Genomic DNA, 26,491 nt, shown 5'->3' with positions numbered 1-26,491 from the left:
CTGTTCTGGAAGCAGCGATGACCCTATGAAAAGCCAGTCGAATGAAGCAATCAATCCCGCCGCCGATGCAGTGGCGAGCCAAGCCGCCAAGAGTGTTTATCACCTCGGTGCCACGACGGTGTACTCGCACACTGCCGATAGCCGTTTTGCCTACACGCTGTATGTACCCGCCTCGATTGAGGACCCTGAGCGCCCGGTCGACCTCGTGGTGTCGTTGCACGGCTCAACCCGGGCCATGGAAATCTACCGCAATGGCTTCGCCGAATTTGGTCGTTGGAACGATTGTGTGATTCTGTCGCCACTGTTTCCGGTGGGGGTGCTGGGAGATGGCAACGGCGACGGTTACAAGCAATTGGTGGAAGGCGATATCCGTTACGACCAAGTCCTGCTGGACATGGTCGCCAGCGTCGGCCAGAAGTACAACCGCCGCTTCGATACGTTCGCCCTGTTTGGCTACTCCGGTGGCGGACAGTTCAGCCACCGGTTTTGTTACCTGCACCCCGAGAAGCTGTGGGCCGCCTCGATCGGTGCGCCAGGCTCGGTGACCTTGCTGGACCCCAAGCAGAATTGGTGGGTCGGTGTGCGCGACTTCGAGACCCGGTTTGCCAAGCCGCTGGACCTCGACGCCCTGCGCCAGGTGCCGATTCATATGGTGGTGGGCGAGGCCGACCTCGAAACCTGGGAAATCACTCACCGCGAAGGCGGCAAACATTACATGCCCGGCGCCAATAGTGCCGGTTGCACGCGGCCTGAACGGCTGGCGGCACTCAAGGCGAGTTTCGAGGCTCAGGGGGTCAAGGTGCGTTTCGATGTGCTGCCCAATGTGGCTCATCAGGGGATCAAGGCGATGCCGGCCGCCCAGGACTTTTTCGCCGAGGTGCTGCGAGTTCGTCGCGGCCGGCGTTGATCGATACCGCTGTAAAGAGGTGCAAGGGGCGCAATTGACGTCCCTGATGATTGCGTTGGTATCTGACAAAAGTACGCGCGATCGGTTGCTATAAAAATAATCACGACCTACCCATTCCGTTCCCGGCCCTGCCCATGGCTTAGTCCATCGACCGGAAAATTTTGTTCAAGGAGTCTTTCTCCCATGCATCACTACGTCAAAAAAGCCCTGTATTTCGGCGTGCCGACCCTCAGCCTGTGCCTTGCCGCCCTTAGCCTGCAAGCCGGCGAACCGAGCCTGATCAAGGTTGGCTTCAACGGTGATATCCGCAGCACTGAACCTGGGGTCAATCGCGATGAAAACTCCGATGCGTTCATCATGCACATCGTCGAAGGTTTGGTGGCCTACCGCGAAGATGCGTCAGTCGGGCCGATGCTGGCTAAAGACGTCACGATCTCGGACGACGGGCTCACCTATACCTTCACCCTGCGTGAAGGGGTCAAGTTCCAGAACGGCAAGCCCCTGACCGCCGAGGACGTGAAGTGGACCTGGCAGCACTACCTCGACCCGAAAACCCAATGGCGCTGCCTGCCGGAGTTTGATGGGCGCGGGGTCTCGAAAATCCTCGACATCTCGGTTCCGGAACCGCTCAAGGTGGTGTTCCGCATCGATAAGCCCAACGGCGTGCTGCTGGCGACCATGTCCCGGCCCGACTGTGGCGGCAGCGGCATTGTGCATCCCGATTCGGTCGCGGCCGATGGCACCTGGATCGCGCCGATTGGCACCGGTCCGTTCACCCTCGGTCAGTGGAAGCAAGGCCAGTACGTCGAGTTGAACCGCTTCAAGGACTACACCCCGCGCGCCGAAGCGAAGCCAGACGGCTTTACCGGGAACAAGCAAGCGTTCGTTGACCGCGTGCGGTTTGTGGTCATCCCGGACGCCGCCTCGGCCAAGGCCGCACTGCTTTCCGGCGGTGTCGACGTACTGCCGGACGTGACCGCAATGGATGAGGCGGAGTTGAAAAATGTCCCCGGCATGCAGGTACGCACCAGCCCGGTGATGACGCTCGGCGGGCTGCTGTTCCAGACCCGTGACCCGTTGCTCGGCGACGTGCGTATTCGCCGCGCCGTGGCGCTGTCGCTGGACTATTCGCAGATGGTCGCAACGCTTTCCAATGGCCTGTCCACCGTCAACAACTCGATCATTCCGACCACCAGCGCGTATTACGACGCGACGGCGCATACGGGTTACCCCTACGACCTCGACGAGGCCCGGCGCCTGCTCAAAGCGGCGGGTTACCACGGCCAGCCGATCAAGCTGATCGTCAACAAGCGCTACCCGCAGATGTTCGACATGGGCGTCTTGAGCCAGGCAATGCTCCAGGCTGTCGGGGTGAATATTGTGCTCGAAACCCTGGAGTGGGGCGCCCAACTGGAGCGTTATCAGAGCGGCAACTTCCAGATGATGGCGTTCTCGTATTCGCCACGCTTTGACGCGGCGCTGAGCTATGAGTCGGTGACGGGGAACAAAGACAAGGAACCGCGCAAAGTCTGGGACAACCCCAAGGCACTGGTGTTGTTGCGTGAAGCCCAGAGCGAGTCCGTCGCGCCAAAACGTCAAGCGCTGTTCGATCAATTGCACACGCTGATGCTGGCCGATGTGCCAATGGTGATGATTTACAACGGCACCAGTATCGGTGTCGTAAAAGCCGGCATCGAGGGCTATCGCTCCTGGCCGATCTCTAAACCGCGCCTGTGGGGCGTGTCGCTGGCGGCAACATCAAAGTAGGGCGTTCCCATGTTTCGATTCATATTGCATCGGCTGGGGATGGCTGTGCCCACCCTGTTGCTGATATCGGTGATGGTGTTTGCACTGATCCGCTTCATCCCCGGTGACCCTGCGTTGTTGATGCTGGGCGACATGGCGGATGCCCAGAGCCTGGCACAAATGCGCAGTTCGCTGGGGCTGGATCACTCGGTGGTGACCCAATACCTGATCTGGATAAAGTCAGTGCTCAGCGGTGACTTGGGGTTCTCCATCAGCACGCGACAAGCCGTATTGCCGCTGTTGCTCGAGCGCTTCAGTGTCAGCGCGACGATTGTACTGGTAGCGGTTGCGCTGGCCACGCTGATTGCCGTGCCGGTGGGCCTGTTTGCCGCCTGGAAGCAGAACAGCGCCATGGACCTGGGGCTGGTGGCCGGCGCGACGTTGTTGTTGTCGATTCCCAGTTTCTGGCTCGGCCTGCTGCTGCTGTACGCCTTCGGGATCAAGCTGGGCTGGCTGCCGGTGGTGGGTTACGTGACGTTTGCGGATGATCCGCTCAAGGCGATCACCTATCTGGTGCTGCCGATTGTCACCCTGACCCTGGTGGAGTTTGGCGCCATCGCCCGCATGGCCAGGGCCAGCACGATTGAAGTGCTGCGCCTGGACTATATCGCCCATGCCCGCGCCAAAGGCTTGTCCGAAGGTGCGGTGCTGTGGCGCCATGCCTTGCGCAACGCCTTTGCGCCGACCTGGACGTTGGTGGGCTTGATCCTGGGCAACCTGCTCGGCGGCATTGCGGTGCTGGAAACGGTGTTCACATTGCCGGGTGTCGGGCGCCTGATGGTGGACTCGATCTTCGCCCGGGACTATCCGGTGTTGCAGGGCTGCTTGCTGCTGATTACCTGTATCTACGTGCTCGTCAACCTGTGTGTCGACCTGCTGTATCCGCTCTTCGACCCGAGGGTGAAGTTATGAGTGCCAAGCGAACGCTGCCAGCTGAGCCGGCGCGGAGTGTCGCGGCGCCGGCCCGACGCGCCTGGCGTTACCCGCCACTCAACGCCCTGATCGGCGGGGGCTTGTTACTGGTCCTGATCGGCATGGCCTTGCTCGGCCTGGTCTGGACGCCCTACGAGCCGTTGCGCCTGGACTTGCTCGCGCGGTTCCAGGCGCCGAGTGCGGCGCACTGGCTGGGCACCGATGAGTTCGGTCGCGATGCCTTGAGCCGGATGATGATGGGGGCGCGCACCAGCCTGTGGATCAGCCTGCTGTCGGTGAGTTTCGCAGTGGTGGCCGGAACGCTGATCGGCATGCTGGCCGGTTACCTGCGCGGCTGGACCGACCGGGTGCTGATGATGCTCAACGACGCCTTGCTGGCATTCCCCGGGATCCTCATGGCCCTGGGGATCATGGCGATCATCGGCGCCAGCCAGTACGGCATCGTTCTGGCCTTGGGGATCGCCTATACGCCGTCGGTGGTGCGGGTGGTGCGCGGCAGTGTGTTGTCGCTGCGCGAACTGGAGTTTGTCGAAGCCTCGCGGGTGATCGGCAACTCCGAGTTCTACACCATGCTGCGGCACATTGCGCCCAACTGCCTGGCACCGTTGTGTGTGTTGGCCACCAGCATGTTCGGTTGGGCCTTGCTCTCGGAAAGCGCCTTGAGCTTCCTCGGGCTGGGTGTACCGCCACCGGCGGCCACTTGGGGCAGCATGTTGGCGGCCAGCCGGCCTTATATCGCATCGGCTGCCTGGCTCGGGATCTTCCCCGGCCTCTTCATCAGCCTGGCACTGCTTGCCATCAACCTGTTCGGCGATGCCCTGCGCGATCGTCTCGACCCGCGCATGAGGAAATGATCATGACTGTTCCTACTGCCTTGCTGTCTGTGCAGCACCTGAAAATCCGTGCGGGCGTGCAAGGCCAACTGGCCGTCGACGACCTGAGCTTCACAATGGCCCCGGGCGAAATCGTCGCCCTGGTGGGCGAGTCGGGCAGCGGCAAAACCATGGCCGCACGCGCAGCGATTGGCTTGCTGCCGGCGCCGATGCAGGTGTGTGGCGGACGTATCGAGTTCAAAGGCGTAGCGCTCGACAGCCGCGACGCTCCCGCGATGCGGCGGGTGCGTGGCGCGCAGATCGGCATGGTCTTCCAGGAGCCGATGGTCTCGCTCAACCCATCGTTGACCATCGGCCGGCAAATGAGTGAGGCCCTCAAGCTGCACACCGACCTGGACGCGGCCGAAATCCGTCGGCGTTGCCTGCAGATGCTGCAACGCATCGGCATCAAGGACGCTGAGCGTTGCCTGGCGTCATACCCGCACCAGTTTTCCGGCGGTATGCGCCAGCGCATCATGCTGGCCTCGGTGATGCTGCTGCGTCCTGCGTTGTTGATCGCCGATGAGCCAACCACGGCCCTGGACTGTCTGGCGCAGTTGGACGTCATCGAGCTGATGCTGGAGCTGACCCGCGAGCAGGGCACGGCGATTCTGTTCATCAGCCATGACTTGTCGCTGGTTGCGCGTTATGCCCACAAGGTAGTGGTCATGCGCAACGGCAAAGCGGTCGAGCAGGGCGGCATCCAGGAGATTCTGCTGGCACCGCGCGCCGACTACACCCGTCAGTTGCTGGAGGCCTTGCCCAGCCGCGGCGTGCTGGCGCCATTGCCGCCCGCCAACGGGCCGTTGCTCGAAGTCCGAGGCGTGTGCATCGAGCACCCGGGGCCGCGTTCGTTCTGGGGCAAAAGCCTTCCAAAACGCGTGGTGCATGGGGTGGACCTGAGCATCGCGCCTGGCGAAACCCTGGCCCTGGTTGGCGGCAGCGGGTCTGGCAAGACTACCTTGGGGCGGGCGGTGGTGGGGTTGGTCAACCCCTGCGCCGGGGCTATCCGCTTCAAGGGCGTGGACATCCTCAAGGCCGCGAACCGCGTACACCGGTTGCAGTGCCAGATGATTTTCCAGGACCCGTATTCCTCCCTCGATCCGCGCATGAAAATTGGCCAGATTCTGGCTGAACCCCTGCGCCACGAGCCGGGCATGAGCCCCGCGCAACGTCGGCAGCGTGTCGCCGAAACGCTGGTGGATGTCGGGCTTGCCGAACATTTCGTCGAACGCTTTGCCCACCAATTATCCGGTGGGCAGCGTCAGCGCGTGGCAATCGGGCGGGCACTGGTGCGACGTCCGCAGTTGGTGATTGCCGACGAGCCGATTTCGGCGCTGGACATGACCATTCAGAAACAGATTCTGGAGCTGTTCGAACGCTTGCAGAAACAGTACGGCTTTGCCTGCCTGTTCATTTCCCATGACCTGGCGGCGGTAGAGCGTATCGCCCATCGCGTTGCCGTGATGAACCAGGGCGAAGTGGTCGAGATCGGCGACCGCGACGCGATTTTCGACACGCCGCAACACCCTTACACCCAGCAGTTGTTGGCTGCCGCCAGCCCGCTGGAACGACTGGCTGGCGGAGGCTATCGCATCCGCACGCGCTAGGCATTGCTTCACCCAGGACCTGAACGCTGTCCCGCCTCGCGTCAATCGCCGATTGACGTGACGGGCAACGCCATGCCCGAAGAAAACAAAAACATCACCCAACCCCCGTACTGCCAGGAGCCAGCACCATGAAAAACACCATCACCCATGTCGTCACCGGAGCAGGTCTGATCGGCGCCGGTTTACTGCCTGCGTTCGCTCAGGCGGATTTCATCAAGGACAGTCGTGCGTCACTGGAACTGAAAAACTACTACTTCAACCGCGACTACCGCGAAGGCACGGGCCAGTCCCAGCGCGCGGAATGGGCGCAGGGCTTTCTGCTTAACCTGCAGTCGGGTTTCACCGAAGGCACCGTCGGTTTTGGCCTCGACGCCGTCGGCATGCTCGGCTTGAAACTCGACTCGAGCCCCGACCGTTCCGGTTCAGGCCTGCTGTCGCGCAACAGTGAGCCAGAACCGGGCAAACCCAGCTACGCCCGGCGCGCGCACGACGAGTACTCCAAGTTTGGCGTGACCGGCAAGGCGCGCTTTGCCCAGAGCGAGTTGCGGGTCGGCTATATGGTCCCGGACCTGCCGACATTGCAACCCAACCTCAGTCGCTTGTTCCCGCAAAGCTTCAGCGGTACCGCGTTGACCTCCAAAGACCTCAGCGGGCTGACGATCAGTCTCGGCCAGTTGGACAAGGTCAAGCAGCGTGACTCGACCGACTACGAGGACATGGGCCTGACCAGCCAGTCCGGGGCCTATAAGAGTTCGGCCAAAAGTGACCGGTTTCGTTACGCCGGCGCGGATTACAAGCTCGGCGCGAGCACTTTGGCCAGCTACCAGTGGGCGCAACTTGATGGCCTGTACAAACAGCAATACCTGGGCCTGAAAAACAGCTTCGGCCTCGGGCCCGGGACGGTGAAAACCGACATCCGTTACTTTGATGCCAGCCAGGATGGCGCGGGGTTGGCGGGCAAGGTGGATAACCAGGCGCTGAGCACGCGCATCGGCTACAGCCTGGAGGGCCACAGCCTCAGTGGCGGCTATCAGGCGCAATACGGCACGACGCCGTTCACTTACGTCGACGGCACTAACACCTACCTGTTCACCGAATACCAATTGAGTAACTTCTCCCAGACCGGGGAGCGCACCTGGCATGCCCGCTATGACTACGACTTCGCCGCGCTGGGGGTGCCCGGGCTTCTGTTTTCGACGCGCTATGCCAATGGTGACAACGCCAAAGTCAAAGGCTTCCAGGGCGAGGGCCGCGAGTGGGAACGCGACTTCAGCCTCGGCTATGTGGTGCAGAGCGGGCGCCTGAAAAACGTCTCGCTGCGTTGGCAGAACGCGAGTGCGAAAAGCAACTACACCCGTGACACCAACGAAAACCGCCTGATCCTGGGCTACACCCTGGCGCTCTGGTAGGCGTCGATGCCATGCACTGCCGTAGGCGCCGGCTTGCCGGTGCCTACAACCGATCTGCGTTGTGCTGTGCGGATTGAGGTTTTTTCATCACCGATCATCAAGGAGCGCCCATGAGCGATCTTTCCGGCAACACCCCTACGTCCCAGGCCGCCTCGGCGTTTTGGGCGCCGTTCACACCGATGCGCCAGTTTCAAAAGCAGCCGATGATGTTCGCCAGCGCCGAGGGCATGCATTACACCACCACCGATGGCCGTCGCATTCTGGATGCCATGGCCGGCCTGTGGTGTGTGAATGCCGGTCACGGCCAGGCCCGAATTGTCGAGGCGATTCGCGAATCGGCCGGGCGCCTGGACTTCGTATCCTCATTCAAAATGAGCCATCCCCACGCGCTGGAAATGGCTGAGCGCTTGATCGCGATTGCCCCGGCCGGCATCGAGCAGGTGTTCTTCACCAACTCCGGTTCCGAAGCGGTCGACACCGCGCTGAAGATTGCCCGGGCCTACCATCAGGCGCGTGGCGATTGCCGCAGGACCAAGTTCATCGGGCGTGCCAAGGGCTATCACGGCATGGGGTTCGGCGGCCTTTCGGTGTCTGGGCTGGGGCGTCAGAAGCGCGATTTCGGGCCATTGCTGGGGGAGGTCTCGCACCTGCCCTTGCCGTATGACGCGAGCATGCGCTTTACCGCGGGTCAACCGGCCACCGGCGTCGAATACGCCGATGCGCTGACGCAGCTGTTGGAAGTGCAAGACCCGAGCACGGTGGCGGCGGTGATCGTCGAGCCGGTCACCGGTTCCGGCGGTGTCTATCCGCCGCCACAGGGGTATTTGCAGCGGCTGCGCGACATCTGTACTCGGCACGGCGTGCTGCTGATCTTCGACGAAGTGATCACCGGGTTCGGTCGTGTCGGCGCAAGCTTCGCCGCGCAGGCGTTCGGCGTCACTCCGGACCTGATCACCACCGCCAAGGGCCTCACCAACGGCGCGGTGCCGATGGGCGGCGTGCTCGTCAGCGGGCGGGTCTATGAAGCCTTTATGGCCGGCCCGGAGAACGCTATCGAATTGATGCACGGCTACACCTATTCCGCCCATCCGCTGGCCTGTGCGGCCGGCCTGGCGACGCTGCGGGTGCATGAGGAATTGGGGATCAACCAGCACGTGCTGGCGGTCAGCGATCTCTGGCAAGCGGCCGCGTTGTCGCTCAAAGGCGTCGGGCCGGTGGTGGATGTCCGCGCGATTGGCTTGCTGTGTGCTGTCGAGCTGCAAGCGTTGCCAGCCGCGCCGGGTGTCAGGGGCGCGCAAGTGGCGCAGTGGTGTTTCGATCACGGCGTGCTGGTACGGGGCTCGGGTGACACCATCGTGATCTCGCCGCCGCTGATTATTTCCCCGGAGCACATCGCGCAGGTATTCGAAACCTTGCGCGAGGCGTTATGCCAGGTTGCGTGATTGAGTCGAGGAGCGGTTATGACGGATCTATTGGATTTTTACATCGACGGGGCCTGGGTCAGGCCCGATAGCCAGGTGATCGAAGCCGTGATCGATCCGTCCAGCGAGCAGGTGGTTGCGCGGATCATCCTGGGCAACGAACGCGACGTGAACCGTGCGGTGGCGGCGGCCAAAGCGGCATTCGCGAGTTTCTCCGCGACCACGCCCGAGCAGCGTATCGAACTGCTCGAGAGGATCATCGACGGCTATCAGCGGCGCAGTGAGGCGTTGGCTCTTGCGGTGCATCAGGAAATGGGCGCGCCGCTGTCACTCGCCAGAACGGCCCATGTGCCAGCGGGGCTGGGCCATCTGGTGCGGGCCCTGGAGGTGTTGAAGCGCTACCCGTTCGAAACAATGCTGGGAAGCTCGCGGGTGATGCGTGAGCCGATTGGCGTGTGTGGCCTGATCACCCCCTGGAATTGGCCGCTCAACCAGCTCACCTGCAAAGTCGCCCCGGCGCTGGCCGTCGGCTGCACGGTGGTGCTCAAGCCCAGTGAGCGCGCGCCGCTGTCGGCGCTGATTTTTGCCGAGATTCTGCACGAGGCCGGCGTGCCCCAGGGGGTGTTCAACGTGGTCAATGGCGACGGTCCGGGTGTCGGCACGGCGCTGTCGCAGCATGCCGATATCGACATGATCTCGTTCACCGGCTCGACGCGGGCGGGTATCGCGGTGGCCAAGGCGGCGGCGGATACGGTCAAGCGAGTCGCCCAGGAACTGGGCGGCAAGTCGGCCAATATCCTGCTCGACGATGCCGATCTGCCCAGCGCGGTGCGCCATGGGGTGTTGGGTTGCATGCGCAACAGCGGCCAGTCGTGCAATGCACCGACCCGCATGCTGGTGCCGCGGGCGTTGCATGCCCAGGCGGTCGCAATCGCCTGCGAGGTGGCGGCCCAGGTGTGTTTCGATGATAGCCGGCCTGCCACGGCCATCGGGCCGGTGGCCAACGTCATGCAGTTCAATCGGGTCCAGCAGTTGATCGAGCAGGCGCTGTGCGAAGGCGCGTTGCTGGTGGCCGGTGGAACAGGGCGCCCAGACGGCGTGACGACAGGGTTCTACGTCAAACCGACGATTTTTGCCGATGTCGAGCCGCACATGAGCATCGCTCGCGAAGAAGTGTTCGGCCCGGTCCTGGCGATCATTCCGTATGACAGCGAGGAGCAGGCGGTGCGGATCGCCAACGACAGCGTGTACGGGCTGTCGGGGTACGTCACCTCGTCGGACCGCGAACGCGCCAGGGCTATCGCTCGACAGTTGCGTACCGGCATGGTCCATCTCAATGGTTGCAAGGCCGACCAGGACGCGCCTTTTGGCGGCTACAAACAGTCCGGAAACGGGCGGGAATGGGGGGTGTTCGGGTTTGAGGAGTACCTGGAAACAAAGTCAGTGTTTGGCTATTAGAAAGGAACAGGTTGGGGCGCCCAGATGAGCACCTGGCCGCGACGCGGGGTAACCCGGCCCGAGGCCGGGTTTGTGTTGCTCCAGAAGGCCTATGCGACGGCCACATTTGAACGATCCGCCCAGCCCAGGTGAATCACTGGGCGGTCATTCACCATAGCTTCCAGGTGTAATCGACATTCACCCGTAGCTCATTGTCGTCCCGATGGCTGGCCTGGGCGGCGAAATCATTACGGTACCATGCGTTGCGCACGCGCAGATTCAGGCCTTTAAGGGGTGTGCTCTGAAGCACATAGTTCAGTTCGATATCTTTTTCGCTTTCCTTCAGGTTGCTGCCGCCCAGTTTGGGTAACTCAATGTTGTCGCCGCTGACGTAACGCAGCATGCCATTGAGCCCGGGCAAGCCCAGCGCGGCAAAGTTGTAGTCATAGCGCACCTGCCAACTGCGCTCCTTGGGGTTGAGGAACTCCGAGCTCAGCGTGCCTTCGGTGATGACCAACGGCTCGGTGCCGAACAGGTAAGGCATGGCGGTCTTGCCGGTCAGTTGCATGTAGCCGGCGCCGAATTTGTGCGCGCCCAGGCTGTACGTCAGCATCAGGGCGGCGTTGCGATTGTCCACGGGGCCGGCCTTGGCGGCACCGTTTTCACCGGTGACGAACAGGCGCACGTCGCTTTTCAGGCGGCCGGGGCCCATCGGGCGATTGTCGACGAAACCGTAGAAATCCTTGCGATAAAGGTCAGCCAGTTCGGCGTGGTAGTACTTGAGCGTCAGTTGCGGCGACCAGGCATAGTCGCCGCCGAGGAAGGTAAAACGGTCGGATTCGGCGGCGCCATTGAAGCGGCCGTTGGGCGAGGCTACCGACATTTTCTGGTAGTGGGTGGAGTCGCGCAGGTTGATGCGGTCGAGCCAGCCGACGTGCAGGGTCAGGTTGTCGATCTCCTGGGACTTGAGGTACGTGCCGCGGAAGGTCTGCGGCAGCAGGCGGGTAGGGCTGGCGAAGGCGATTGGCAGAAACGTGCTGATGGTCCCCAGTTGCAACTCGCTCTTCGAGGCCCGGGCCTTGGCGGTCAGGCCCAGCTCCGAATATTCGCTGGCCGGTTCACGGGTCTGGTGGTTGTACGGTAGCAGGCCGGTGCCCGTGCGTGCGGGCGAGGAGTCCAGACGTGCGCCCAGCAAACCCTGGGCGTCCAGGCCGAAGCCGACAGGCCCTTCGGTATAGCCCGAGCGCATGTTGAGAATGAAGCCCTGCGCCCATTCGCGGGCAGCCGCCTGCGGCGTGGCGTTCACGTAATTGCGATCGAAGTAATAGTTGCGTATCACCAGATCGGCCTGGCTGTCGTCGACAAAACCGGCGGCGCAGGCCTGGTCTACGAAAAAAACGCAGGTGCAGGCGCTGACGCCCCGAAAGAAGTTCCTGAGCATGGCAGTGTTCACTTTTATTGTTGTAGGGGTAAGCCCCGCGCCATCGTGGCGCGGAAGGCGAGTACGGATTGGCGCTCAGTCAGCCGGGCAGCGGTTGCGGCGCAGCGACAGGTAAAACATCGCCAGCGCGGCGATGACAATGCCGGGTGCCGAGGCCATCATCACGCCCGTGGTGCCCGTGCCCAGTGCGAGCATCTTGCCGGCCACCAACGGGCCGCTCATCGCACCCAACCGGCCAATGGCGACGGCGCTGCCGACGCCCGTGGCGCGAATTGACGGACGATAGAAATGCGGGGCCAAGGCATACAGCACACATTGCCCGCCCGTGGCGAAGAACCCGGCGACGAAGCCGGCCGCCAGCATGCTGTGCCATTGGGTGGCCATGCCCAGCGCAGTCAGTGACGCGAGGATGCCGAGGTAAATCAGCGCCGACAACGCCCAGGCCGGCAGGCGATCCATGACCCAGCCCAGCAACAACGTGCCGGCCGCCGCGCCAAATTGCAGCGCGAGCATCACCCAGCTGGCCTGAGAACCGCTGAAGCCTTGGCCGACCAACAGGCTCGGCAGCCAGTTGATCAGGATGTAAACCACCATGAGCGTAAAGAAGTAGCTGACCCAGATCATCACGGTCGGCCATGCCGCGCCCCCGCGGAACAGCCCGCTGGCCACACTGATCGGCGCGGCGTCGCGCACGCTGCGAAACGCCGCGGATTCCGGCAGATAAACCCCCAACAGCGGCACGATCAGCAACGGCACGATACCGCCGACGTAGAACACCACTTGCCAGCCGCCGGCCAGTTGCGCGATGCCAATGCTGGCCGCCAGCGCCGCGCCCAGGGGCACGCCGCAATACATCAGGCTCACGGCGCTGCCACGCAGGCGCGGGCCAGCCACTTCACTGGTCAGCGCGATCAGGTTAGGCAGTGCCGCGCCCAGGCCGACGCCTGTGAGGCAGCGCGCAACCAGCAGGCTGTTGAAGTCCCAGGCCATGGTCGTGACCAGCGAGAACAATCCGAATAGGGCCACCGAGGCCATCAACACCCGTTTGCGGCCAATGCGATCAGCCAGCAAACCGCCGAGAAACGCTCCGGGCAGCAGGCCGAAAATGCCGGCGCTGAAGACCCAGCCCATGTGTAGTTTGTCCAGTTGGAACGCTGCCGCCATGCCTTGGGCGGCGATGCCCGAGGCTTGCAGGTCGAGGCCTTCCATCAGGGCGACGAGGAAGCACAGACCAATGGTCCGCGCCATGTACAACGGTGTCAGCACGTTTAGCGATGTCATGGGAAATACCCGTTTTATTGTTGTAATGGGCACAGCAAAACCGTCCGGCCGCTGCGTGGGCGACCGGACGGGGGGATGCACGGTTCAGCGTTTGAGCAGGTCCAGCGCGACGTCGACGATCATGTCTTCCTGACCACCGACCATGCGGCGTTTGCCCAGCTCGACGAGGATGTCCACGGTCTTCAAACCGTACTTGGCCGCAGCGATTTCGGCATGGCGCAGGAAGCTCGAATAGACCCCGGCATACCCCAGCGCCAGGGATTCGCGGTCGACCCGCACCGGCCGATCCTGCAACGGCCGCACGATGTCGTCCGCTGCGTCCATCAAGGTGTAGAGGTCGGTGCCGTGGTTCCAGCCCAGGCGTTCGGCGGCGGCGATGAACACTTCCAGCGGCGCGTTGCCGGCCCCGGCGCCCATGCCGGCGAGGCTGGCGTCGATGCGGTCGCAGCCTTCCTCGACCGCGGTGATCGAGTTGGCCACGCCGAGCGAGAGGTTGTGGTGGGCATGCATGCCGGTTTCGGTTTCCGGCTTGAGCACGGCCTTGAACGCACGGAAGCGATCACGGATGTCCTGCATGTTCATCGCGCCGCCGGAGTCGGCCATGTACACGCAGGTGGCGCCGTAGCTTTCCATCAGCTTGGCCTGGGCGGCGAGCTGCTCGGCCGGGATCATGTGGCTCATCATCAGGAAGCCGACGGTGTCCATGCCCAGTTCGCGGGCGTATTCGATGTGCTGTCTGGAGACGTCGGCCTCGGTGCAATGGGTGGCGATCCGTACCACGCGGGCACCGGCGTTGTAGGCCGCCTTGAGGTCATGCACGGTGCCGATGCCGGGCAGCAACAGCGTGGTGATCTTGGCGTGGCTGATCACATCGGCGGCGGCTTCGATCCATTCCAGGTCGGTGTGCGCCGCGAAGCCATAGTTGAAGCTCGAGCCTTGCAGGCCGTCGCCGTGGGCGACTTCGATCGAGTCGACCTTGGCCTTGTCCAGGGCACGGGCGATGTCCTGCACGTTCTGCAGCGAATACTGATGACGCACCGCATGGCTGCCGTCGCGCAGGGTTACGTCGGAGATGTAGATTTTCTTAGCGTTCATGTCGCTCTCCTCAGGCCTGTTGCATCGACTGCGCCATGCGCTCGGCGGTAGCCAAGGCTGCGGAGGTCATGATGTCGAGGTTGCCGGCGTAGGCTGGCAGGTAATGGGCGGCGCCTTCGACTTCGAGGAACACCGAGGTTTTCAGGCCGGAGAATTTGCCCAGGCCAGGGATGTTCAGCGGCGCGTCTGTCGGGATCACGTCGAACTGCACGTTTTGCTTGAGGCGATAGCCCGGCACATAAGCCTGCACGGCCGCCGCCATTTCGACGATGGAGGCTTCGACCAGCGCCTGATCCGCCGCTTCGGACAGCACAAACACCGTGTCGCGCATGATCAACGGCGGCTCGGCCGGGTTCATCACGATGATCGCCTTGCCCTTGGCCGCGCCGCCGATGACTTCGATGGCCTTGGAGGTGGTTTCGGTGAATTCGTCGATGTTGGCGCGGGTGCCGGGCCCGGCGGATTTACTCGCGATCGAGGCGACGATCTCGGCGTAATGCACCTTGGCCACCCGCGACACCGCGGCGACCATCGGGATAGTCGCCTGGCCGCCGCAGGTGACCATGTTGACGTTGAGCTGATCGAGGTTCTGCTCCAGGTTCACCACCGGCACGCAGTACGGGCCGATGGCTGCCGGCGTCAGGTCGATCAGGCGGATGCCGGGCTTGATCGCGCGCAGGAACGCATCGTTCTGCACATGCGCGCCGGCCGAGGTGGCATCGAAGACGAAGTCGATGTGCTGGAACACGTCCATGCGGGTCAGGCCTTCGACGCCTTCGTGGGTGGTAGCCACGCCCATGCGCTGGGCGCGAGCGAGGCCGTCGGAGGCCGGGTCGATGCCGACCATGACCGCCATTTCCAGGTGTTTGGCGTTGCGCAGGATCTTGATCATCAGGTCGGTGCCGATGTTGCCGGAACCGATGATGGCGACTTTGAGTTTATTCATTGTTATTGCCTCATATGCACGCAAGTCGCCGATTACTCGGCGCGACTGTCTACCGAGAAGTTCACGCCGACCCGGCCGATGCCGTCGATCTCGGCCTCGAACCGATCACCGGCAGCGACCGCCACCATCGGCCCCAGCGCGCCGGTGAGAATGATGTCGCCGGCGCGCAGCGGATCGCCCAGGCGCGCCATGGCGCAGGCCAGCCAGACCGCCGCATTGAGCGGGTGACCAAGGCATTCGGCGCCACTGCCGCTGGACACTTCTTCAGCGTTGCGGGTCATCCGCATGCTGGCCTGGCGCAGGTCGAGCCCATCGAGACGTCGAGCCGGGCCGCCGAGTACGAAGCAGCCGCTGGACGCGTTGTCAGCCACGGTATCGACGAAGCGGATGTTCCAGCCCTGGATGCGACTGCCGACGATTTCCAGGGCCGGCACGACCCAGCCGGTGGCCGCCATCACGTCGGCGAATGTGGTGTCGGCGCGGGGCAGGTCGCGTTCGAGGATCAGCGCGATTTCAGCCTCGATCTTCGGTTGCAGTACGCGGCCGCTCGGCACGGTGGCGTTGTCGCCGTAGCACATGTCGGCAAACAGGGTGCCGAAGTCCGGCTGGTCCACGCCCAGCTGGGCCTGGACCTTGGGGTTGGTCAGGCCGATCTTGCGCCCGACCACGCGGCGCCCGTTGGCCACGCCGTGGTCGACGTTGAGGCGCTGGATGGCATACGCGGCGGCGTTGTCTGCACCGATCCGCTCGCGCAGCGGCCCGATGGCTTCGCCGTGGTCTTCGGCCTGGCGCAGGTCGGCGGCGAGTTGTTGCAGGGTGTCTTGAGTCAGCGTCATGTCAGCCTCGATGATCAGTGGGTCAGGAAGTCCAGGACCATGCGGTTGAACTTCTCGGCGTGTTCCCACTGCGCCCAGTGGCCGCAACGGTTGAACACGTGCAACTGTGCCCGGGGCAGGCCGGCCAGCAGGCGCAAGCCGGTGTCCATCGGCACGAAGCGGTCCTCGCGGCCCCAGACGAGCAGGGTGTCGGCGCTGATTTCGTGCAGGCGGTGGCTGAAATCCGGAAATTGCTTGGGGTTGAGCGTGCTGCTCTTGACGAAGTTGTCCAGGTGATCGCGGCGCGACAGGATGTTGTCCAGGCGGGTCTGGAACAGTTCGTCGGTGAGGCCGCTGGCGTCGAAAACGAAGACATTCATCATCTTCTTCAGGTTCTCGATGGTCGGGTCGCGGTACAGCGCGCCGATCAGTTTGATGCCTTCGGTGGGCTGCGGCACGAAGGCACTCGGGCCGCCGGTGCCGCCGCCCATCAGGATCAGCTTGCCGATCCGCTCAGGGTATTCCAGGGCGAAGGCGACGGTGCTGTGGGCCCCCATTGAATTGCCGATGATGTGCACGCGCTCCAGCCCCAGCACATCGAGCAGGCCCTTGAGCGCTTGGGCATTGAGGTTCGAGCGCGAGCCTTCGCTGACGATCGTGTCGCTTTTGCTCCAGCCGGGGCAATCCATCAGGATCACGCGAAAACCGGCATTCACCAGCGGCTCGATATTGCGATTGAAGTTGGCCCAGCCGCTCGCGCCCGGCCCGGAGCCGTGCAGCATGACCACGGTGGCGGCGCCTTCGCCAAGGTCGTTGTAGTGCAGTTGCAGGTCCAGGTCGCCTTCCTTGATACGGGCAAAGCGGCTGGTGGAGGCTTCACTGAAAGCAGTGGCAGTCATGGCAGTGTTCCTTGAATTCATGGGTGAGGGGGCAGCGGCTGTGCGCCAAGCGCACCGAAACCTGCGATCCACTCGGGAATCGGGCGGTAGTAGCGGCCTTCGGTCTGATACGGGCCGAAGGCACTCAGGGCCGCGAAGGCGGCGACCCAGGTTTTGACTTCATGGGTCGACTTGCCGGCCAGCGCCGACAACGCGTCATTGCCCAAGCTGTCGAGGTCGCGCATGCGGCCCTGTTCGAGGCTGTCGAGAAACTGCTGATCCCAGGCCGGGTTCAGCGGGTGCAGGCTGTTCGGGTCTTCGACGAAAGCGCGGGCGGCTTGAATCACCCGGTTCTGGCGGGCCTGTCGTTCATCGGCGGGGAGCTGACGCCCGCTGCCCATCAGACGGTCTGCCATGCGTGCGTCGACCTTGGCCAGTTCCGGTACCGGTGGCTGATGGGACAAGCCACCGGAGGCCAGGAACAGCACACGTTTATCCAGCGCTTTGGCCCATTGGCCGATCGCTTCACCCAGCAGTCGGGCGCGTTTGAAACTCGGCAGCGGCACCGCCACCGAGTTGATAAACACCGGAATCACCGGGCAGCGCTGCAAGCCGCCGAGCAACAGTTCCAACGGTTGCGCGAACCCATGGTCGACCTGCATGCGATACGACACCGCGGCATCGACACCAGCATCCAGCACCGCCTGGGCGCAGGATTCGGCCAGCGCTTTGGGCACGTCGAGCGGGCCGGCGGCGGTGTCGAAATCGCCAATCGCGTGGGCCGCCATGCCGATGCAAAAGGCCGGCATCACGTCGTAGAAAAAGCCGTTGTAATGGTCGGGAGCGAACAGCACCACCAGCTGCGGGTCGAAGCGGGCGATGCGCGCGCGCGCGGCGTCGATCACGCCGTCGACTTCAGCCAATACCTGCGGCGCCGGATCGACGTAGCCCACCAACGGCGTATGAGACAAACAATGCACAAAGGCGCTCATGTCACGCGACCTTGCTGACAACAGCGTTCGCCGAGGTCGGTGGCACGGCTTTGAGCGCCCGGGCCAGGTCATCGCAGGCCTGGCCGACGGTTTGCGGGATGGCCAGGCCGGCGAGGAAGCGGTCCGGACGCACCAGGGCGATGGACGAGGTGCCGAGCGCGAACCATTCTTTCAAGCGCCCGCTGCTGTCACCCACGCGGATCACGTCTTGGCCGGCATCGCTCGGTACTCGGAGCTGGACGTCCGGCAACACTTGGATGAAGCGCGTGCCCAGGGCTTTCCAATGGGCGATTTGCGTGGCCGACAGGCCCCAGGTCGGATCGCAGCCCCAGGCGATGATCGCAAAGTTGTCGCCAATCACTTCGTCCAGCAGCACGGTGGTGCCGGCGTCGGTCAAGACCTTTGGCTGAATGAACATCTTGCCCACCGGCGAGCCCGTTGCAGTCGGCACGATCAACGCGCCCCGGGTGTATTGCGGCATCGGTTTGAAGCGCATTTCGACGAAGTAGCGCTTGACCGGCGGCAGGTAGTTGAGCAGCCACGACACCCCATCGCGCAGGGTGCCTTGCCAGCGTTTCGGCGGCGCCAATACGTGGCCGGCGAGTACGGAGAGGTTGATCATCGCCTTGGCGTGGTCGCGGCGTTCCTGTTCGTAGCTGTCGAGCAGGCTGTCGGCGGCCAGGCCCTTGATCACCAGCGCGAGTTTCCACGCCAGGTTCAAGGCATCGCGCATGCCGCTGTTGTAACCCTGGCCTTGCCATACCGGCATGATGTGCGCGGCATCGCCGGCCAGCAGCACCCGGCCCTGGCGGAACCGCCCGGCCAGACGCGCGTTATGGGTATAGACGCGGCTGCGGATCAGCTCGATGCGGTCGGGGTTGGGCAAGACTTTGCTCAGCAGCTTGCGCAGGTTCTCGGGCTTGCTCAGCTCGGTCTCGGTTTCGCCGGGCATCACCATGAACTCGAAACGACGCACGCCGTGGGGCAGGGCGGCGGACACGTAAGGACGCACCGGGTCGCAGCACAGATAGACATGGGGCGTGGCCAGCGGGTCGTTGGCGATGTCGACCACGATCCACTGATTGGGCGCGGTCTTGCCTTCGAAACTGATGTCCAGGCTGCGCCGCACCAGGCTGTTGCCACCGTCGCAACCGATCAGGTAACGGGCATTCAGGCGTTCGATGCGGCCATGCTGATCCTTGAGGTTGAGCACCACCGCGCTGTCGCTTTGTTCAAAGCTGTCTAGCTCGCGACTGAACAGCACCTTGACGTTGCTGAAGCGCTGCAGGCCGTCGAACAGCACGCGGTCGGCCAAAGGTTGAATGAACGCGTTGCGGCGGGACCAGCCGAACTCGTCGGTTTTCGGTTGGATATCGGCAAAGCAGCGACCCTTGGGGGTCAGGAAACGCATGGCGTGCCAGGGCGTGGTATGCGGCAGCACCTTGTCCGCCAGACCGACGGCCTGGAATGTGCGCAGGCTTTCATCGTCCAGGCCGATGGCGCGGGGGTAGTCGATCAGGGTGTCGAGCTTTTCCACCAAGGTGACGTTTACGCCACGTTGCCCCAGGTAATTGGCGATCATCAAGCCGACAGGGCCGGCGCCGACGATGGCAACGTCGGCGGTCAGCTCCAATGTGGAAGGAGCGGGTGCAAGACTCATGGGTATCTCCGTACAGCGTTTTTGGATTTCTTGTGGGGCGCAGTATGGAAATCACGAGGCTGGTGGACAACGAAAACCCCTGCTAGTGTGCACCAGGTGCACAGCGTTGATTTGAAACGATAATGGAGCGTCCATGAGCGAAACAGAATACAAAACCGTTCGTGGGTTGATGCGGGGTTTGGCCCTGATCAATGGCTTGAATCGTTTCGACGGCGGGGCCAGCACGGCGCAGTTGGCCGAGCAAAGCGGGCTGCACCGGACCACGGTTCGCCGGCTGCTGGAGACCTTGCAGGCCGAGGGTTATGTGCGCCGCAGCGAGTCGGATGACAGCTATCGCCTGACGCTGAAAGTCCGTGAACTGAGCGAGGGATTTCGCGACGAGCAATGGATTTCGTCGATTGCCGCACCGCTGCTCGGCGAGCTGCTGCAACAAGTGGTCTGGCCCACCGACCTGTGTACGCTGGACGGCGACGCCATGGTGATACGCGAGACCACGCATCGCTTCAGTCGCCTGTCGTTTCACCGCTCCATGGTCGGCCGGCGTTTACCCTTGCTCATGACCGCCATCGGGCGCGCGTACTTCGCGTTCTGCCCGCCGGCCGAGCGCGAAGAGCTGATCGAGTTGTTGATCAGCCGCGACGATGAACAGTCGGCGCTGGCGGCAGATCGCGGCTTTGTCGATCGGTTGGTCGAGCACACCCTCGGCAAGGGCTATGGCGAAAACAATTCCCACTGGGGCCTTGAGCGTAAAATCGCTGCGATTGCGATTCCGATCAGGCACGAGGAGCGGGTGATGGGCTGCCTGAATCTGGTCTACATCGCCAAGGCGATGTCAGTTGAGGAAGCCGCCCGCCGCTATCTGCCGGCCATGCAGGGCGTGGTGGAAAAAATCAGAACGCAATTGGCGGAGTGCTGATGCTTGGTTGTGTGGCGCTCTAATCGGCCGGCGAGGCTTTTTCCGCCGCCTCATTGATCAGCACCATACTCTGCGGCGAAGACAGCGCCACGCCGAGTTCGCGCAGGCGCCCGAGGACGGTGAACAGCAGGTCGCTGCGGGCTGTTCCCACCGAGCGCGGGCTGTTGACGTAACCGCTGACGCCGATGACCAATCCGTTGGCGGTCAGGTCCTTGAACGTCACCGACGGCGCCGGCGTGTCCAGTACGTCTTCGTGTTCGGTGAATGCCGTCAACAGCAGTTCGCGGATCTGCAGCACATCGGTTTCCAGCGGCAGGGTCAGGGTGATGCCGACCACGCCCAGCGCATTGCCCATGGTCACGTTGCGCACGTTCTGGGTGATGAACTGCGAGTTGGGCACGATCACCGTTGAGCGATCGGACATCTGGATTTCCGTGGCGCGCACGTTGATGCGGCGGATATCGCCTTCGACGCCCGCGAGGCTGACCCAATCGCCGACTTTGACCGGGCGTTCGGTGAGCAGGATCAGGCCGGAGATGAAGTTCTGCACGATCGCCTGCAGGCCGAAACCGATGCCCACCGACAGCGCACTGACCACCCAGGTCAAGTTGGTCAGGCTGATATTCAGCGTGGACATCACCACCACCGCGACCAGCACGAAGCCGATGTAACCCACCAGGGTCACCAGCGAGGCGCGCATGCCGGCGTCCATGTTGGTTTCCGGCAGCAGCCGTTCGCCGAGCCAGTTCTTGAGCACGCGCACGCCGAACAGGCCGATCGCGAGCAGGACAAGGGCCAGCAGAATATCGCCGGGCGCGATGTTCAGGTTGCCCAGCGGCTTGCTGCCCAGGTCGAGTTGCGTCAGCCCCGCCAGCAGCTCGCCCGGGCTGGAGCCGGAGGGCAGGAACGCCAACAGCACCGCGGTGAACATCAGCAGGGTGCGGCCCACGCCCGCGAGTATCGTGCTGGCCTGTGCCTGGTGGCGTTCGGACAGGCCCAGGGCCGAGCCGAGCGCCAGGCCGCCAGGCTGTTTCGGCGAGAGCAGGGTCTCGCAGAGGTCGCCGAAGCAGGCGATCAGCAGATAAGCCGTCGCCGCGACCACGCTCATCCACAGCAGTTTGACGGTGAGGAAGTAAGCCAGGGTCAGGTAGCCGCTCAACAGCGCCAGCAGGGCGATCCCGATCCAGGTCCCGGCGACAAACGGAATCAGCCCGGCGATGCCGCTCATGCGTTCAAGCGCGTATCGGCGGCGGGTGCGGCGGTAACGCAGCAGGCCGAAGAAGAACACCAGCGCGATGGCCAGCGCGGTCAGGCCGTTCACCGCCGCGGTCAGTGCCAGGCTGCTGGCGATGACGCTGTTGATGCGTTCCTGGGTGCCGATCAGCATCAAGGCCAGGCCCATCAGCACGGGGAAGGGACCCAGGGCGACGGCGATCTGGTCGGGGATCTGGGGCAGGCGCCAGGACGGATGCGCGCGCATCAACAGGGCGCGACCGAGGCCGACAATGAAGGCGCAGAACACCACCAGGGTCTGCAATTGATCGAGCAGCGTGAGCATGTCGGCGCTGGGCACGGTGTCGCGTAGCACGCCCCAGCGCAGCAGCGTGGCGGCCAGGCTGATGGTCAGCACGGTGGCCAGCCCCACCGCCAGCGCCAGCGCACTGCGACGCAGGCGGCCTTCGGGGATCCAGCGCACCGTCAGCCGGACCAGCGTGTGCTCCAACACCCGTCGTCCCGTCACCCAGACCAGCAGCGCACTGAACAGCATGCTCACGAAAAACCAGCGGTTTCCCGGCGCCACGGCGGTGTCCGTCACGCTGCGTACATCGGCGTACAGGCCGCGTAAACGGCTGAGATCGTCGTCGGTCGGGCGGATGATGTTGGACCAGAACACTACGCTGATCGGGCTCGCCGAGCGGGTGCTGATCTGTGAGTCGAAGAGGCTGCGGCGCAGGCTGAAGATCTGCGCGGCCATGTCGCTGGCGGATTGGCTCAGGCTGCTGGCCTGGCGCTGCTCGTTGAGCAGGGTGTTCTTCTGCCGGGTCAATACGCTGCGTTGTTGGGTCAGGCTGGGGGGCTCATTGACCTGTACCGGGCCAAGCACGTTGAGCTGGTCATCCAGGTGTTCAAGATCGAGGATTTGTTTGGCGGCCAGGGTGTCGGCCTGTTTTTGCACCTGCAAGGCGGCCTGGCGCAAGGTCGAGAGCAGGTCGTCGTTGGCGCTGCCCGTGACTTTCTGGCGGATCAGGTCGAGTTGGTCGTTGAGGTCTTGCACACTGGCGTCTTCAGCCAGCAGCGGCACACTGCGCGGGTCGCTGATCGGCGAAGGCGCAGCCTGCGCGAGGCTGGGCAACGTAGCGCACAGCATCAGCAGGGCGAACAGCCCGGTGAAAAAACGGCTCGTGGTGACTCGATGCATGCGCCTTGCCCTTTGACGGTTACCCAAATACCTAAGCGTCACCACTCTATGAGGCGAAGGCAAGCCATTCGTGCGAATTTTTTGGGGAGGCACGGCGGCAACGATGCGCGTCGTCAGGCGGCGGCACAAGATTGTTTAAACCTTCTGCCTCAGCGCTATGTCGATAGCTGGACATACTTCGCCAACTGAGGCAACGCCAATGATAGGAGTCGTGATACCCGCCCATAATGAAGAGCGGCAGATCAGCGAGTGCCTCGCTTCTGTGCGGCTCGCCAGTGAACATCCCGCGCTTGACGGCCGCCCGGTTGAGATACTCGTGGTTCTGGATGACTGTTCCGACCGCACCGACACGTTGGCGGCGGCCCACGGTGCGGCGACACTCGACGTGCGTTTTCAGAATGTGGGCAAGGCCAGAGCCGTCGGCGCCGAGACGTTGCTCAAGCGCGGCGTGCAGTGGCTTGCCTTCACGGATGCAGACACGCGGGTTCCCCAGGATTGGCTGGTGCGCCAGCTCGGGTTTGGCGCTGACGCGGTGTGCGGCACCGTCGAGGTCGACAGCTGGAACGAGCACGGCGAGCGGGTGCGTGCGCAATACCTGGAGCGCTACCGATTCATCGAAAACCACCGCCACATCCATGGGGCAAACCTTGGGTTGAGTGCCGAGGCCTATCGCACCGCCGGTGGGTTTCAGCACCTGGCCGCCGATGAAGACGTCCGCCTGGTGGCCGACCTTGAACGGACCGGCGCGCGGATCGCCTGGACGGCCACCATTCCGGTGATTACCAGCGCGCGTCGGGACTACAAGTGCCAGGGCGGGTTTGGCGAATACCTGGCTTCGCTGATCCCGCCATCCGCTCACGCCGAAGCCGATTCCCCCTGCACCTGAGCCCCGTGCGTGGATTGCCTGGAAGCGATTGACGGAAAATACGCTAAAGTCCATTATGGATTTATAAGTACAAAAAACCTGCCTGACTTTTTCTTCAATCTTGCCAAATCGACAATAACTTGCGAGACCACGACCATGAAGAAACGCTCCCTCATCACCGCCCTGGCCCTGAGCCTGTTCGCTTGCGGCCACGCCCTGGCCGCCGAGAAAACCCTGCGCATCGGCATCGAGGCGGCTTACCCGCCGTTCGCATCGAAGACCCAGGAAGGCACAATCGTCGGGTTCGACTATGACATCGGCAACGCCTTGTGCGCGCAGATGAAAGTCAAGTGTGTGTGGGTCGAAGGCGAGTTCGATGGGCTGATTCCTTCGCTGAAAGTGAAGAAAATCGACATGGCCTTGTCGTCCATGACCATCAACGAAGACCGCAAGAAGTCGGTGGATTTCACCCACAAGTATTACTTCACCTCATCGCGCCTGGTGATGAAGGACGGCGCGGTGGTGGACGACCAGTACGCCAGCCTCAAAGGCAAGACCGTCGGGGTGCAGCGGGCCACGACTACCGATCGGTATGCCACCGAGGTGTTCGAACCCAAGGGCATCAACGTCAAGCGCTACAGCAATAACGAAGAAATCTACATGGACCTGGCGGCGGGGCGCCTGGATGCGATCTTTGCCGACACCATCCCCCTGAGTGACTTCCTGTCGATGCCGCGAGGCCAGGGTTATGCGTTTGTCGGGCCGGAGCTCAAAGACCCGAAATACGTGGGCGAGGGCGCCGGCATTGCGGTGCGCAAGGGCAATAGCGCGTTGGTCAGTGAGTTGAATGCGGCCATCGACGGCATCCGTGCCAATGGCGAGTACCAGAAGATTTCCGCGCAGTACTTCAAGTCCGATATCTACGGCGACTGATGCTGAATACGCACTTGAAAACGCTGTAGGTCAGTGTGAGAGCTGTCGAGCCCTGGCAAGCCCGCTCTCACATTCGATCGCGGCTGCCGGCTTCAGCCCTTCAGTTCCTTCAAGTGCTTGTAGACCGTTGCCCGCCCCATGCCCAACACATTGGCCACGTAGTTCGAGGCGCTCTTGCCCTTGAACGCGCCTTCGGCGTGCAGCGCCAGCACCAGCTCGCGCTTGTGGTCGCGGGTCAGCAGGTTCAGGCTCAACTGGCGTTCGCGCAGCCAGGCGTGCAAGAAGGTGTTGATCCGTTCCTGCCAGTCATCGCGAAACAGTGAGTCCGGTTGCGGGATCAGCTTGCTGGGTGACAGAAACAGGTCCAGCGCCGCCTTGGCGTTTTCGAACAGCGAGATATTCAGGTTGATGCACAGCACGGCCAGCGGGCGACCCTTGTGGTCGCGCAGCACGGTGCTCAGGCTGCGGATTTTCTGGCCGTCCCAGTTGAGCTTTTCGTAGGGGCCGATATTCACTTCGCGGATGTCGTCGCTCAGCATGTCTTCCAGCGCCGAATCGTCACCGATGGCCCGTTTCGACAGGTTGTTGGCGATGTAGTCGACCTTTTGCGTGCGCAGGTCGTGCAGCACCACTTCGGCGTGGGGGAAGAACAACGTGGCGATCGCATCGGCGATCGCACGGAAGTTCTGCAGGACCTTGTCTTGTTCAGCGGTGTTCATCAATGCGGCTCCAGGCGTTCGGGGGAGAGCATACCAGCGTCCAGGCCGAACCGCGTCAGTGGCTCCGGTAGCGCCGCGCCGCGCACCAAGGCCGCGCTGGCCTGGCCCATCGCGGGCGAGGTCTGGATGCCGTACCCGCCCTGTGCCGCCACCCAGAACAGCCCGGCCACCCGCGGATCGAAGCCGGACAGCAAATCACCGTCGTGGACAAAACTGCGCAGGCCGGCCCAGGTGCGGGTCGGGCGGCGGATGGTCAGGGTGGTGGCTTCTTCGATCTGGTGGATCCCCATGGCGATGTCCAGTTCTTCGGGCTGGATGTCCTGGGGTTCCACCGGGTCGGCGTTGGCCGGCGAACCGAGGAACATGCCGGCATCGGGTTTCATGTAGAACGCTTCGTCGAGGGCCACCAGCATCGGCCAGGCGTGGCTGTCCACGCCTTCGGGGCCGGCGAAGATGAACGCCGAACGACGCTTGGGTTGCAGGCCGACGGACGCGGCGCCGGCCAGCCCGCCGATATGGTCGGCCCACGCGCCGGCGGCGTTGATGATGATCGGCGCGGTGCAGGTTTCATGCTGGGTTTGTACGTGCCACAGGCCGTCGGCAGTGCGGTTCAGGCCCAGCACGTGGCTGTCGGTCCGCACTTCGCCGTGATTGCGGCGGATGCCGCGCAGGTAGCCTTGGTGCAGGGCGTCGGTGTCGATGTCGCTGGCGGTCGGGTCGTAGATCGCCCCGTGGACTTTGTCGCGCCGCAGGATCGGCAAGCGCGCACAGGCTTCGTCGGCACTCAGTCGTTCGACCTGCGACACGGTGGCCTTGGCGCTGAGGTATTGCTTGTCCAGTTCGGCCGGGTCGCCGCTGAAGTCCACCGTCATCTCGCCCCGGGGCGTGAGCAGCGGGTGTTCGCAGAAACCGGCGGGCGGGTTGTCGAAAAACGCCCGGCTGGCCAGGGTCAGTGCGCGCACTTGCGGGGTGCCGTAGGCGGCGCTGTAGAGCGCGGCCGAACGCCCGGTCGAGTGATAGCCGGGGTGGGCCTCACGCTCCAGCACCAGTACCTTGCCGTGGGGCGACAGCCAGAAACCCGTGGACGCGCCGGCAATCCCGCCGCCGATGATGATGAAGTCTGCGTGGCTCATGAA

General features: G+C 63.3%; 22 protein-coding genes. 11 read left to right on the top strand and 11 right to left on the bottom strand.

The features are described from left to right. Positions 1–25 precede the first annotated feature (25 nt). From C8K66_RS18570 to C8K66_RS18535, 8 genes are all read left to right on the top strand, one after another. On the top strand, positions 26–907 hold the full coding sequence (locus C8K66_RS18570; protein WP_046383954.1) for a hydrolase: 882 nt from the start codon (positions 26–28) through the stop codon (positions 905–907). 183 nt (positions 908–1,090) lie between these two features. Beyond that, positions 1,091–2,674, top strand: coding sequence for an ABC transporter substrate-binding protein (locus tag C8K66_RS18565; RefSeq protein ID WP_108525600.1), 1,584 nt, complete (start codon positions 1,091–1,093; stop codon positions 2,672–2,674). A 9-nt stretch (positions 2,675–2,683) separates the two neighbouring features. Further along, positions 2,684–3,625, top strand: a complete 942-nt coding sequence (locus tag C8K66_RS18560; RefSeq protein ID WP_046383952.1) for an ABC transporter permease — start codon at positions 2,684–2,686, stop codon at positions 3,623–3,625. Next, positions 3,622–4,500 (top strand): ABC transporter permease, encoded by an 879-nt coding sequence (locus C8K66_RS18555; RefSeq protein ID WP_046383951.1) that lies wholly within the window; start codon positions 3,622–3,624, stop codon positions 4,498–4,500. The genes C8K66_RS18560 and C8K66_RS18555 overlap by 4 nt, the downstream gene beginning before the upstream one ends. A 2-nt stretch (positions 4,501–4,502) precedes the next feature. Continuing rightward, positions 4,503–6,128: an ABC transporter ATP-binding protein gene (locus C8K66_RS18550; RefSeq protein ID WP_079443504.1), complete on the top strand. Its 1,626-nt coding sequence runs from the start codon at positions 4,503–4,505 to the stop codon at positions 6,126–6,128. A 128-nt stretch (positions 6,129–6,256) separates the two neighbouring features. Next, a complete protein-coding gene (locus tag C8K66_RS18545) occupies positions 6,257–7,537 on the top strand; it encodes an OprD family porin (protein WP_046383949.1) in 1,281 nt (426 codons plus the stop codon). Between the two features lie 110 nt (positions 7,538–7,647). After that, positions 7,648–8,979, top strand: a complete 1,332-nt coding sequence (locus C8K66_RS18540) for an aminotransferase class III-fold pyridoxal phosphate-dependent enzyme (RefSeq protein ID WP_057005587.1) — start codon at positions 7,648–7,650, stop codon at positions 8,977–8,979. Positions 8,980–8,997: 18 nt separating this feature from the next. Continuing rightward, entirely contained in the window at positions 8,998–10,416 is a 1,419-nt protein-coding gene (locus tag C8K66_RS18535; RefSeq protein WP_057005588.1) for an aldehyde dehydrogenase family protein, read from the top strand. A gap of 148 nt (positions 10,417–10,564) precedes the next feature. Here C8K66_RS18535 and C8K66_RS18530 read toward each other — a convergent pair whose 3' ends face one another. The 8 genes from C8K66_RS18530 to C8K66_RS18495 all read right to left on the bottom strand — a co-directional run bounded on the left by C8K66_RS18530 (position 10,565) and on the right by C8K66_RS18495 (position 19,503). Further along, positions 10,565–11,836 carry an OprD family porin gene (locus tag C8K66_RS18530; protein WP_046383946.1) on the bottom strand — a complete coding sequence of 424 codons (1,272 nt, stop codon included), beginning with the start codon at positions 11,834–11,836 and terminating at the stop codon, positions 10,565–10,567. Positions 11,837–11,911: 75 nt separating this feature from the next. Beyond that, complete coding sequence (gene mhpT, locus C8K66_RS18525; protein ID WP_057005589.1) at positions 11,912–13,117, bottom strand: 3-(3-hydroxy-phenyl)propionate transporter MhpT; 1,206 nt, start codon at positions 13,115–13,117, stop codon at positions 11,912–11,914. A gap of 84 nt (positions 13,118–13,201) precedes the next feature. Then, the gene (dmpG, locus tag C8K66_RS18520; RefSeq protein WP_108525598.1) at positions 13,202–14,212 is read right to left on the bottom strand and encodes a 4-hydroxy-2-oxovalerate aldolase; all 1,011 of its coding nucleotides are present in this window, start codon (positions 14,210–14,212) and stop codon (positions 13,202–13,204) included. Positions 14,213–14,222: 10 nt separating this feature from the next. Then, positions 14,223–15,158 (bottom strand): acetaldehyde dehydrogenase (acetylating), encoded by a 936-nt coding sequence (locus tag C8K66_RS18515; RefSeq protein ID WP_046383943.1) that lies wholly within the window; start codon positions 15,156–15,158, stop codon positions 14,223–14,225. Positions 15,159–15,190: 32 nt separating this feature from the next. Then, entirely contained in the window at positions 15,191–15,994 is an 804-nt protein-coding gene (mhpD, locus tag C8K66_RS18510; RefSeq protein ID WP_017847921.1) for a 2-keto-4-pentenoate hydratase, read from the bottom strand. Positions 15,995–16,008: 14 nt separating this feature from the next. Then, positions 16,009–16,872, bottom strand: coding sequence for an alpha/beta fold hydrolase (locus tag C8K66_RS18505; protein WP_079443510.1), 864 nt, complete (start codon positions 16,870–16,872; stop codon positions 16,009–16,011). 17 nt (positions 16,873–16,889) lie between these two features. After that, positions 16,890–17,843, bottom strand: a complete 954-nt coding sequence (gene mhpB, locus C8K66_RS18500; RefSeq protein ID WP_108525596.1) for a 3-carboxyethylcatechol 2,3-dioxygenase — start codon at positions 17,841–17,843, stop codon at positions 16,890–16,892. 1 nt (position 17,844) lies between these two features. Further along, positions 17,845–19,503, bottom strand: a complete 1,659-nt coding sequence (locus C8K66_RS18495) for a bifunctional 3-(3-hydroxy-phenyl)propionate/3-hydroxycinnamic acid hydroxylase (protein ID WP_108525594.1) — start codon at positions 19,501–19,503, stop codon at positions 17,845–17,847. Positions 19,504–19,636: 133 nt separating this feature from the next. On the opposite strand from C8K66_RS18495, the gene C8K66_RS18490 reads away from it, so the two are divergent. Further along, positions 19,637–20,419: a DNA-binding transcriptional regulator gene (locus C8K66_RS18490; RefSeq protein WP_017847917.1), complete on the top strand. Its 783-nt coding sequence runs from the start codon at positions 19,637–19,639 to the stop codon at positions 20,417–20,419. Positions 20,420–20,438: 19 nt separating this feature from the next. Here the strand turns inward: C8K66_RS18490 and C8K66_RS18485 are convergent, their stop codons facing one another. Then, complete coding sequence (locus tag C8K66_RS18485; protein WP_108525592.1) at positions 20,439–22,838, bottom strand: DUF3772 domain-containing protein; 2,400 nt, start codon at positions 22,836–22,838, stop codon at positions 20,439–20,441. 199 nt (positions 22,839–23,037) lie between these two features. Here C8K66_RS18485 and C8K66_RS18480 point away from each other — a divergent pair, with 199 nt between their 5' ends. Together C8K66_RS18480 and C8K66_RS18475 are read left to right on the top strand one after the other, a co-directional pair. Then, on the top strand, positions 23,038–23,724 hold the full coding sequence (locus C8K66_RS18480) for a glycosyltransferase family 2 protein (protein WP_108525590.1): 687 nt from the start codon (positions 23,038–23,040) through the stop codon (positions 23,722–23,724). Between the two features lie 135 nt (positions 23,725–23,859). Further along, positions 23,860–24,636 carry an ABC transporter substrate-binding protein gene (locus C8K66_RS18475; RefSeq protein ID WP_108525588.1) on the top strand — a complete coding sequence of 259 codons (777 nt, stop codon included), beginning with the start codon at positions 23,860–23,862 and terminating at the stop codon, positions 24,634–24,636. Positions 24,637–24,728: 92 nt separating this feature from the next. On the opposite strand, the gene C8K66_RS18470 is transcribed toward C8K66_RS18475, so the two are convergent. Beyond that, positions 24,729–25,355 (bottom strand): transcriptional regulator, encoded by a 627-nt coding sequence (locus C8K66_RS18470; protein WP_017847913.1) that lies wholly within the window; start codon positions 25,353–25,355, stop codon positions 24,729–24,731. Further along, a complete protein-coding gene (locus C8K66_RS18465) occupies positions 25,355–26,488 on the bottom strand; it encodes an FAD-binding oxidoreductase (RefSeq protein WP_108525586.1) in 1,134 nt (377 codons plus the stop codon). The genes C8K66_RS18470 and C8K66_RS18465 overlap by 1 nt, the downstream gene beginning before the upstream one ends. Between the last annotated feature and the right edge of the window lie 3 nt (positions 26,489–26,491).

Source organism: Pseudomonas sp. GV105 (assembly GCF_003058185.1).
In the GTDB taxonomy this organism is placed as follows: domain Bacteria; phylum Pseudomonadota; class Gammaproteobacteria; order Pseudomonadales; family Pseudomonadaceae; genus Aquipseudomonas; species Aquipseudomonas veronii.
The sequence above is the reverse complement of the archived record's forward strand: the minus strand, read 5'-3'. Positions and strand labels throughout refer to the sequence as shown.

Coding starts and splice junctions, on each gene's coding strand:
- mhpD (WP_017847921.1), bottom strand. CDS start 15,994: ATGACGCTGACTCAAGACACCCTGCAACAACTCGCCGCCGACCTGCGC.
- C8K66_RS18560 (WP_046383952.1), top strand. CDS start 2,684: ATGTTTCGATTCATATTGCATCGGCTGGGGATGGCTGTGCCCACCCTG.
- mhpT (WP_057005589.1), bottom strand. CDS start 13,117: ATGACATCGCTAAACGTGCTGACACCGTTGTACATGGCGCGGACCATT.
- C8K66_RS18485 (WP_108525592.1), bottom strand. CDS start 22,838: ATGCATCGAGTCACCACGAGCCGTTTTTTCACCGGGCTGTTCGCCCTG.
- C8K66_RS18530 (WP_046383946.1), bottom strand. CDS start 11,836: ATGCTCAGGAACTTCTTTCGGGGCGTCAGCGCCTGCACCTGCGTTTTT.
- C8K66_RS18475 (WP_108525588.1), top strand. CDS start 23,860: ATGAAGAAACGCTCCCTCATCACCGCCCTGGCCCTGAGCCTGTTCGCT.
- C8K66_RS18570 (WP_046383954.1), top strand. CDS start 26: ATGAAAAGCCAGTCGAATGAAGCAATCAATCCCGCCGCCGATGCAGTG.
- C8K66_RS18490 (WP_017847917.1), top strand. CDS start 19,637: ATGAGCGAAACAGAATACAAAACCGTTCGTGGGTTGATGCGGGGTTTG.
- C8K66_RS18495 (WP_108525594.1), bottom strand. CDS start 19,503: ATGAGTCTTGCACCCGCTCCTTCCACATTGGAGCTGACCGCCGACGTT.
- C8K66_RS18545 (WP_046383949.1), top strand. CDS start 6,257: ATGAAAAACACCATCACCCATGTCGTCACCGGAGCAGGTCTGATCGGC.
- C8K66_RS18505 (WP_079443510.1), bottom strand. CDS start 16,872: ATGACTGCCACTGCTTTCAGTGAAGCCTCCACCAGCCGCTTTGCCCGT.
- mhpB (WP_108525596.1), bottom strand. CDS start 17,843: ATGAGCGCCTTTGTGCATTGTTTGTCTCATACGCCGTTGGTGGGCTAC.
- C8K66_RS18565 (WP_108525600.1), top strand. CDS start 1,091: ATGCATCACTACGTCAAAAAAGCCCTGTATTTCGGCGTGCCGACCCTC.
- C8K66_RS18540 (WP_057005587.1), top strand. CDS start 7,648: ATGAGCGATCTTTCCGGCAACACCCCTACGTCCCAGGCCGCCTCGGCG.
- C8K66_RS18535 (WP_057005588.1), top strand. CDS start 8,998: ATGACGGATCTATTGGATTTTTACATCGACGGGGCCTGGGTCAGGCCC.
- C8K66_RS18470 (WP_017847913.1), bottom strand. CDS start 25,355: ATGAACACCGCTGAACAAGACAAGGTCCTGCAGAACTTCCGTGCGATC.
- C8K66_RS18465 (WP_108525586.1), bottom strand. CDS start 26,488: ATGAGCCACGCAGACTTCATCATCATCGGCGGCGGGATTGCCGGCGCG.
- dmpG (WP_108525598.1), bottom strand. CDS start 14,212: ATGAACGCTAAGAAAATCTACATCTCCGACGTAACCCTGCGCGACGGC.
- C8K66_RS18515 (WP_046383943.1), bottom strand. CDS start 15,158: ATGAATAAACTCAAAGTCGCCATCATCGGTTCCGGCAACATCGGCACC.
- C8K66_RS18480 (WP_108525590.1), top strand. CDS start 23,038: ATGATAGGAGTCGTGATACCCGCCCATAATGAAGAGCGGCAGATCAGC.
- C8K66_RS18550 (WP_079443504.1), top strand. CDS start 4,503: ATGACTGTTCCTACTGCCTTGCTGTCTGTGCAGCACCTGAAAATCCGT.
- C8K66_RS18555 (WP_046383951.1), top strand. CDS start 3,622: ATGAGTGCCAAGCGAACGCTGCCAGCTGAGCCGGCGCGGAGTGTCGCG.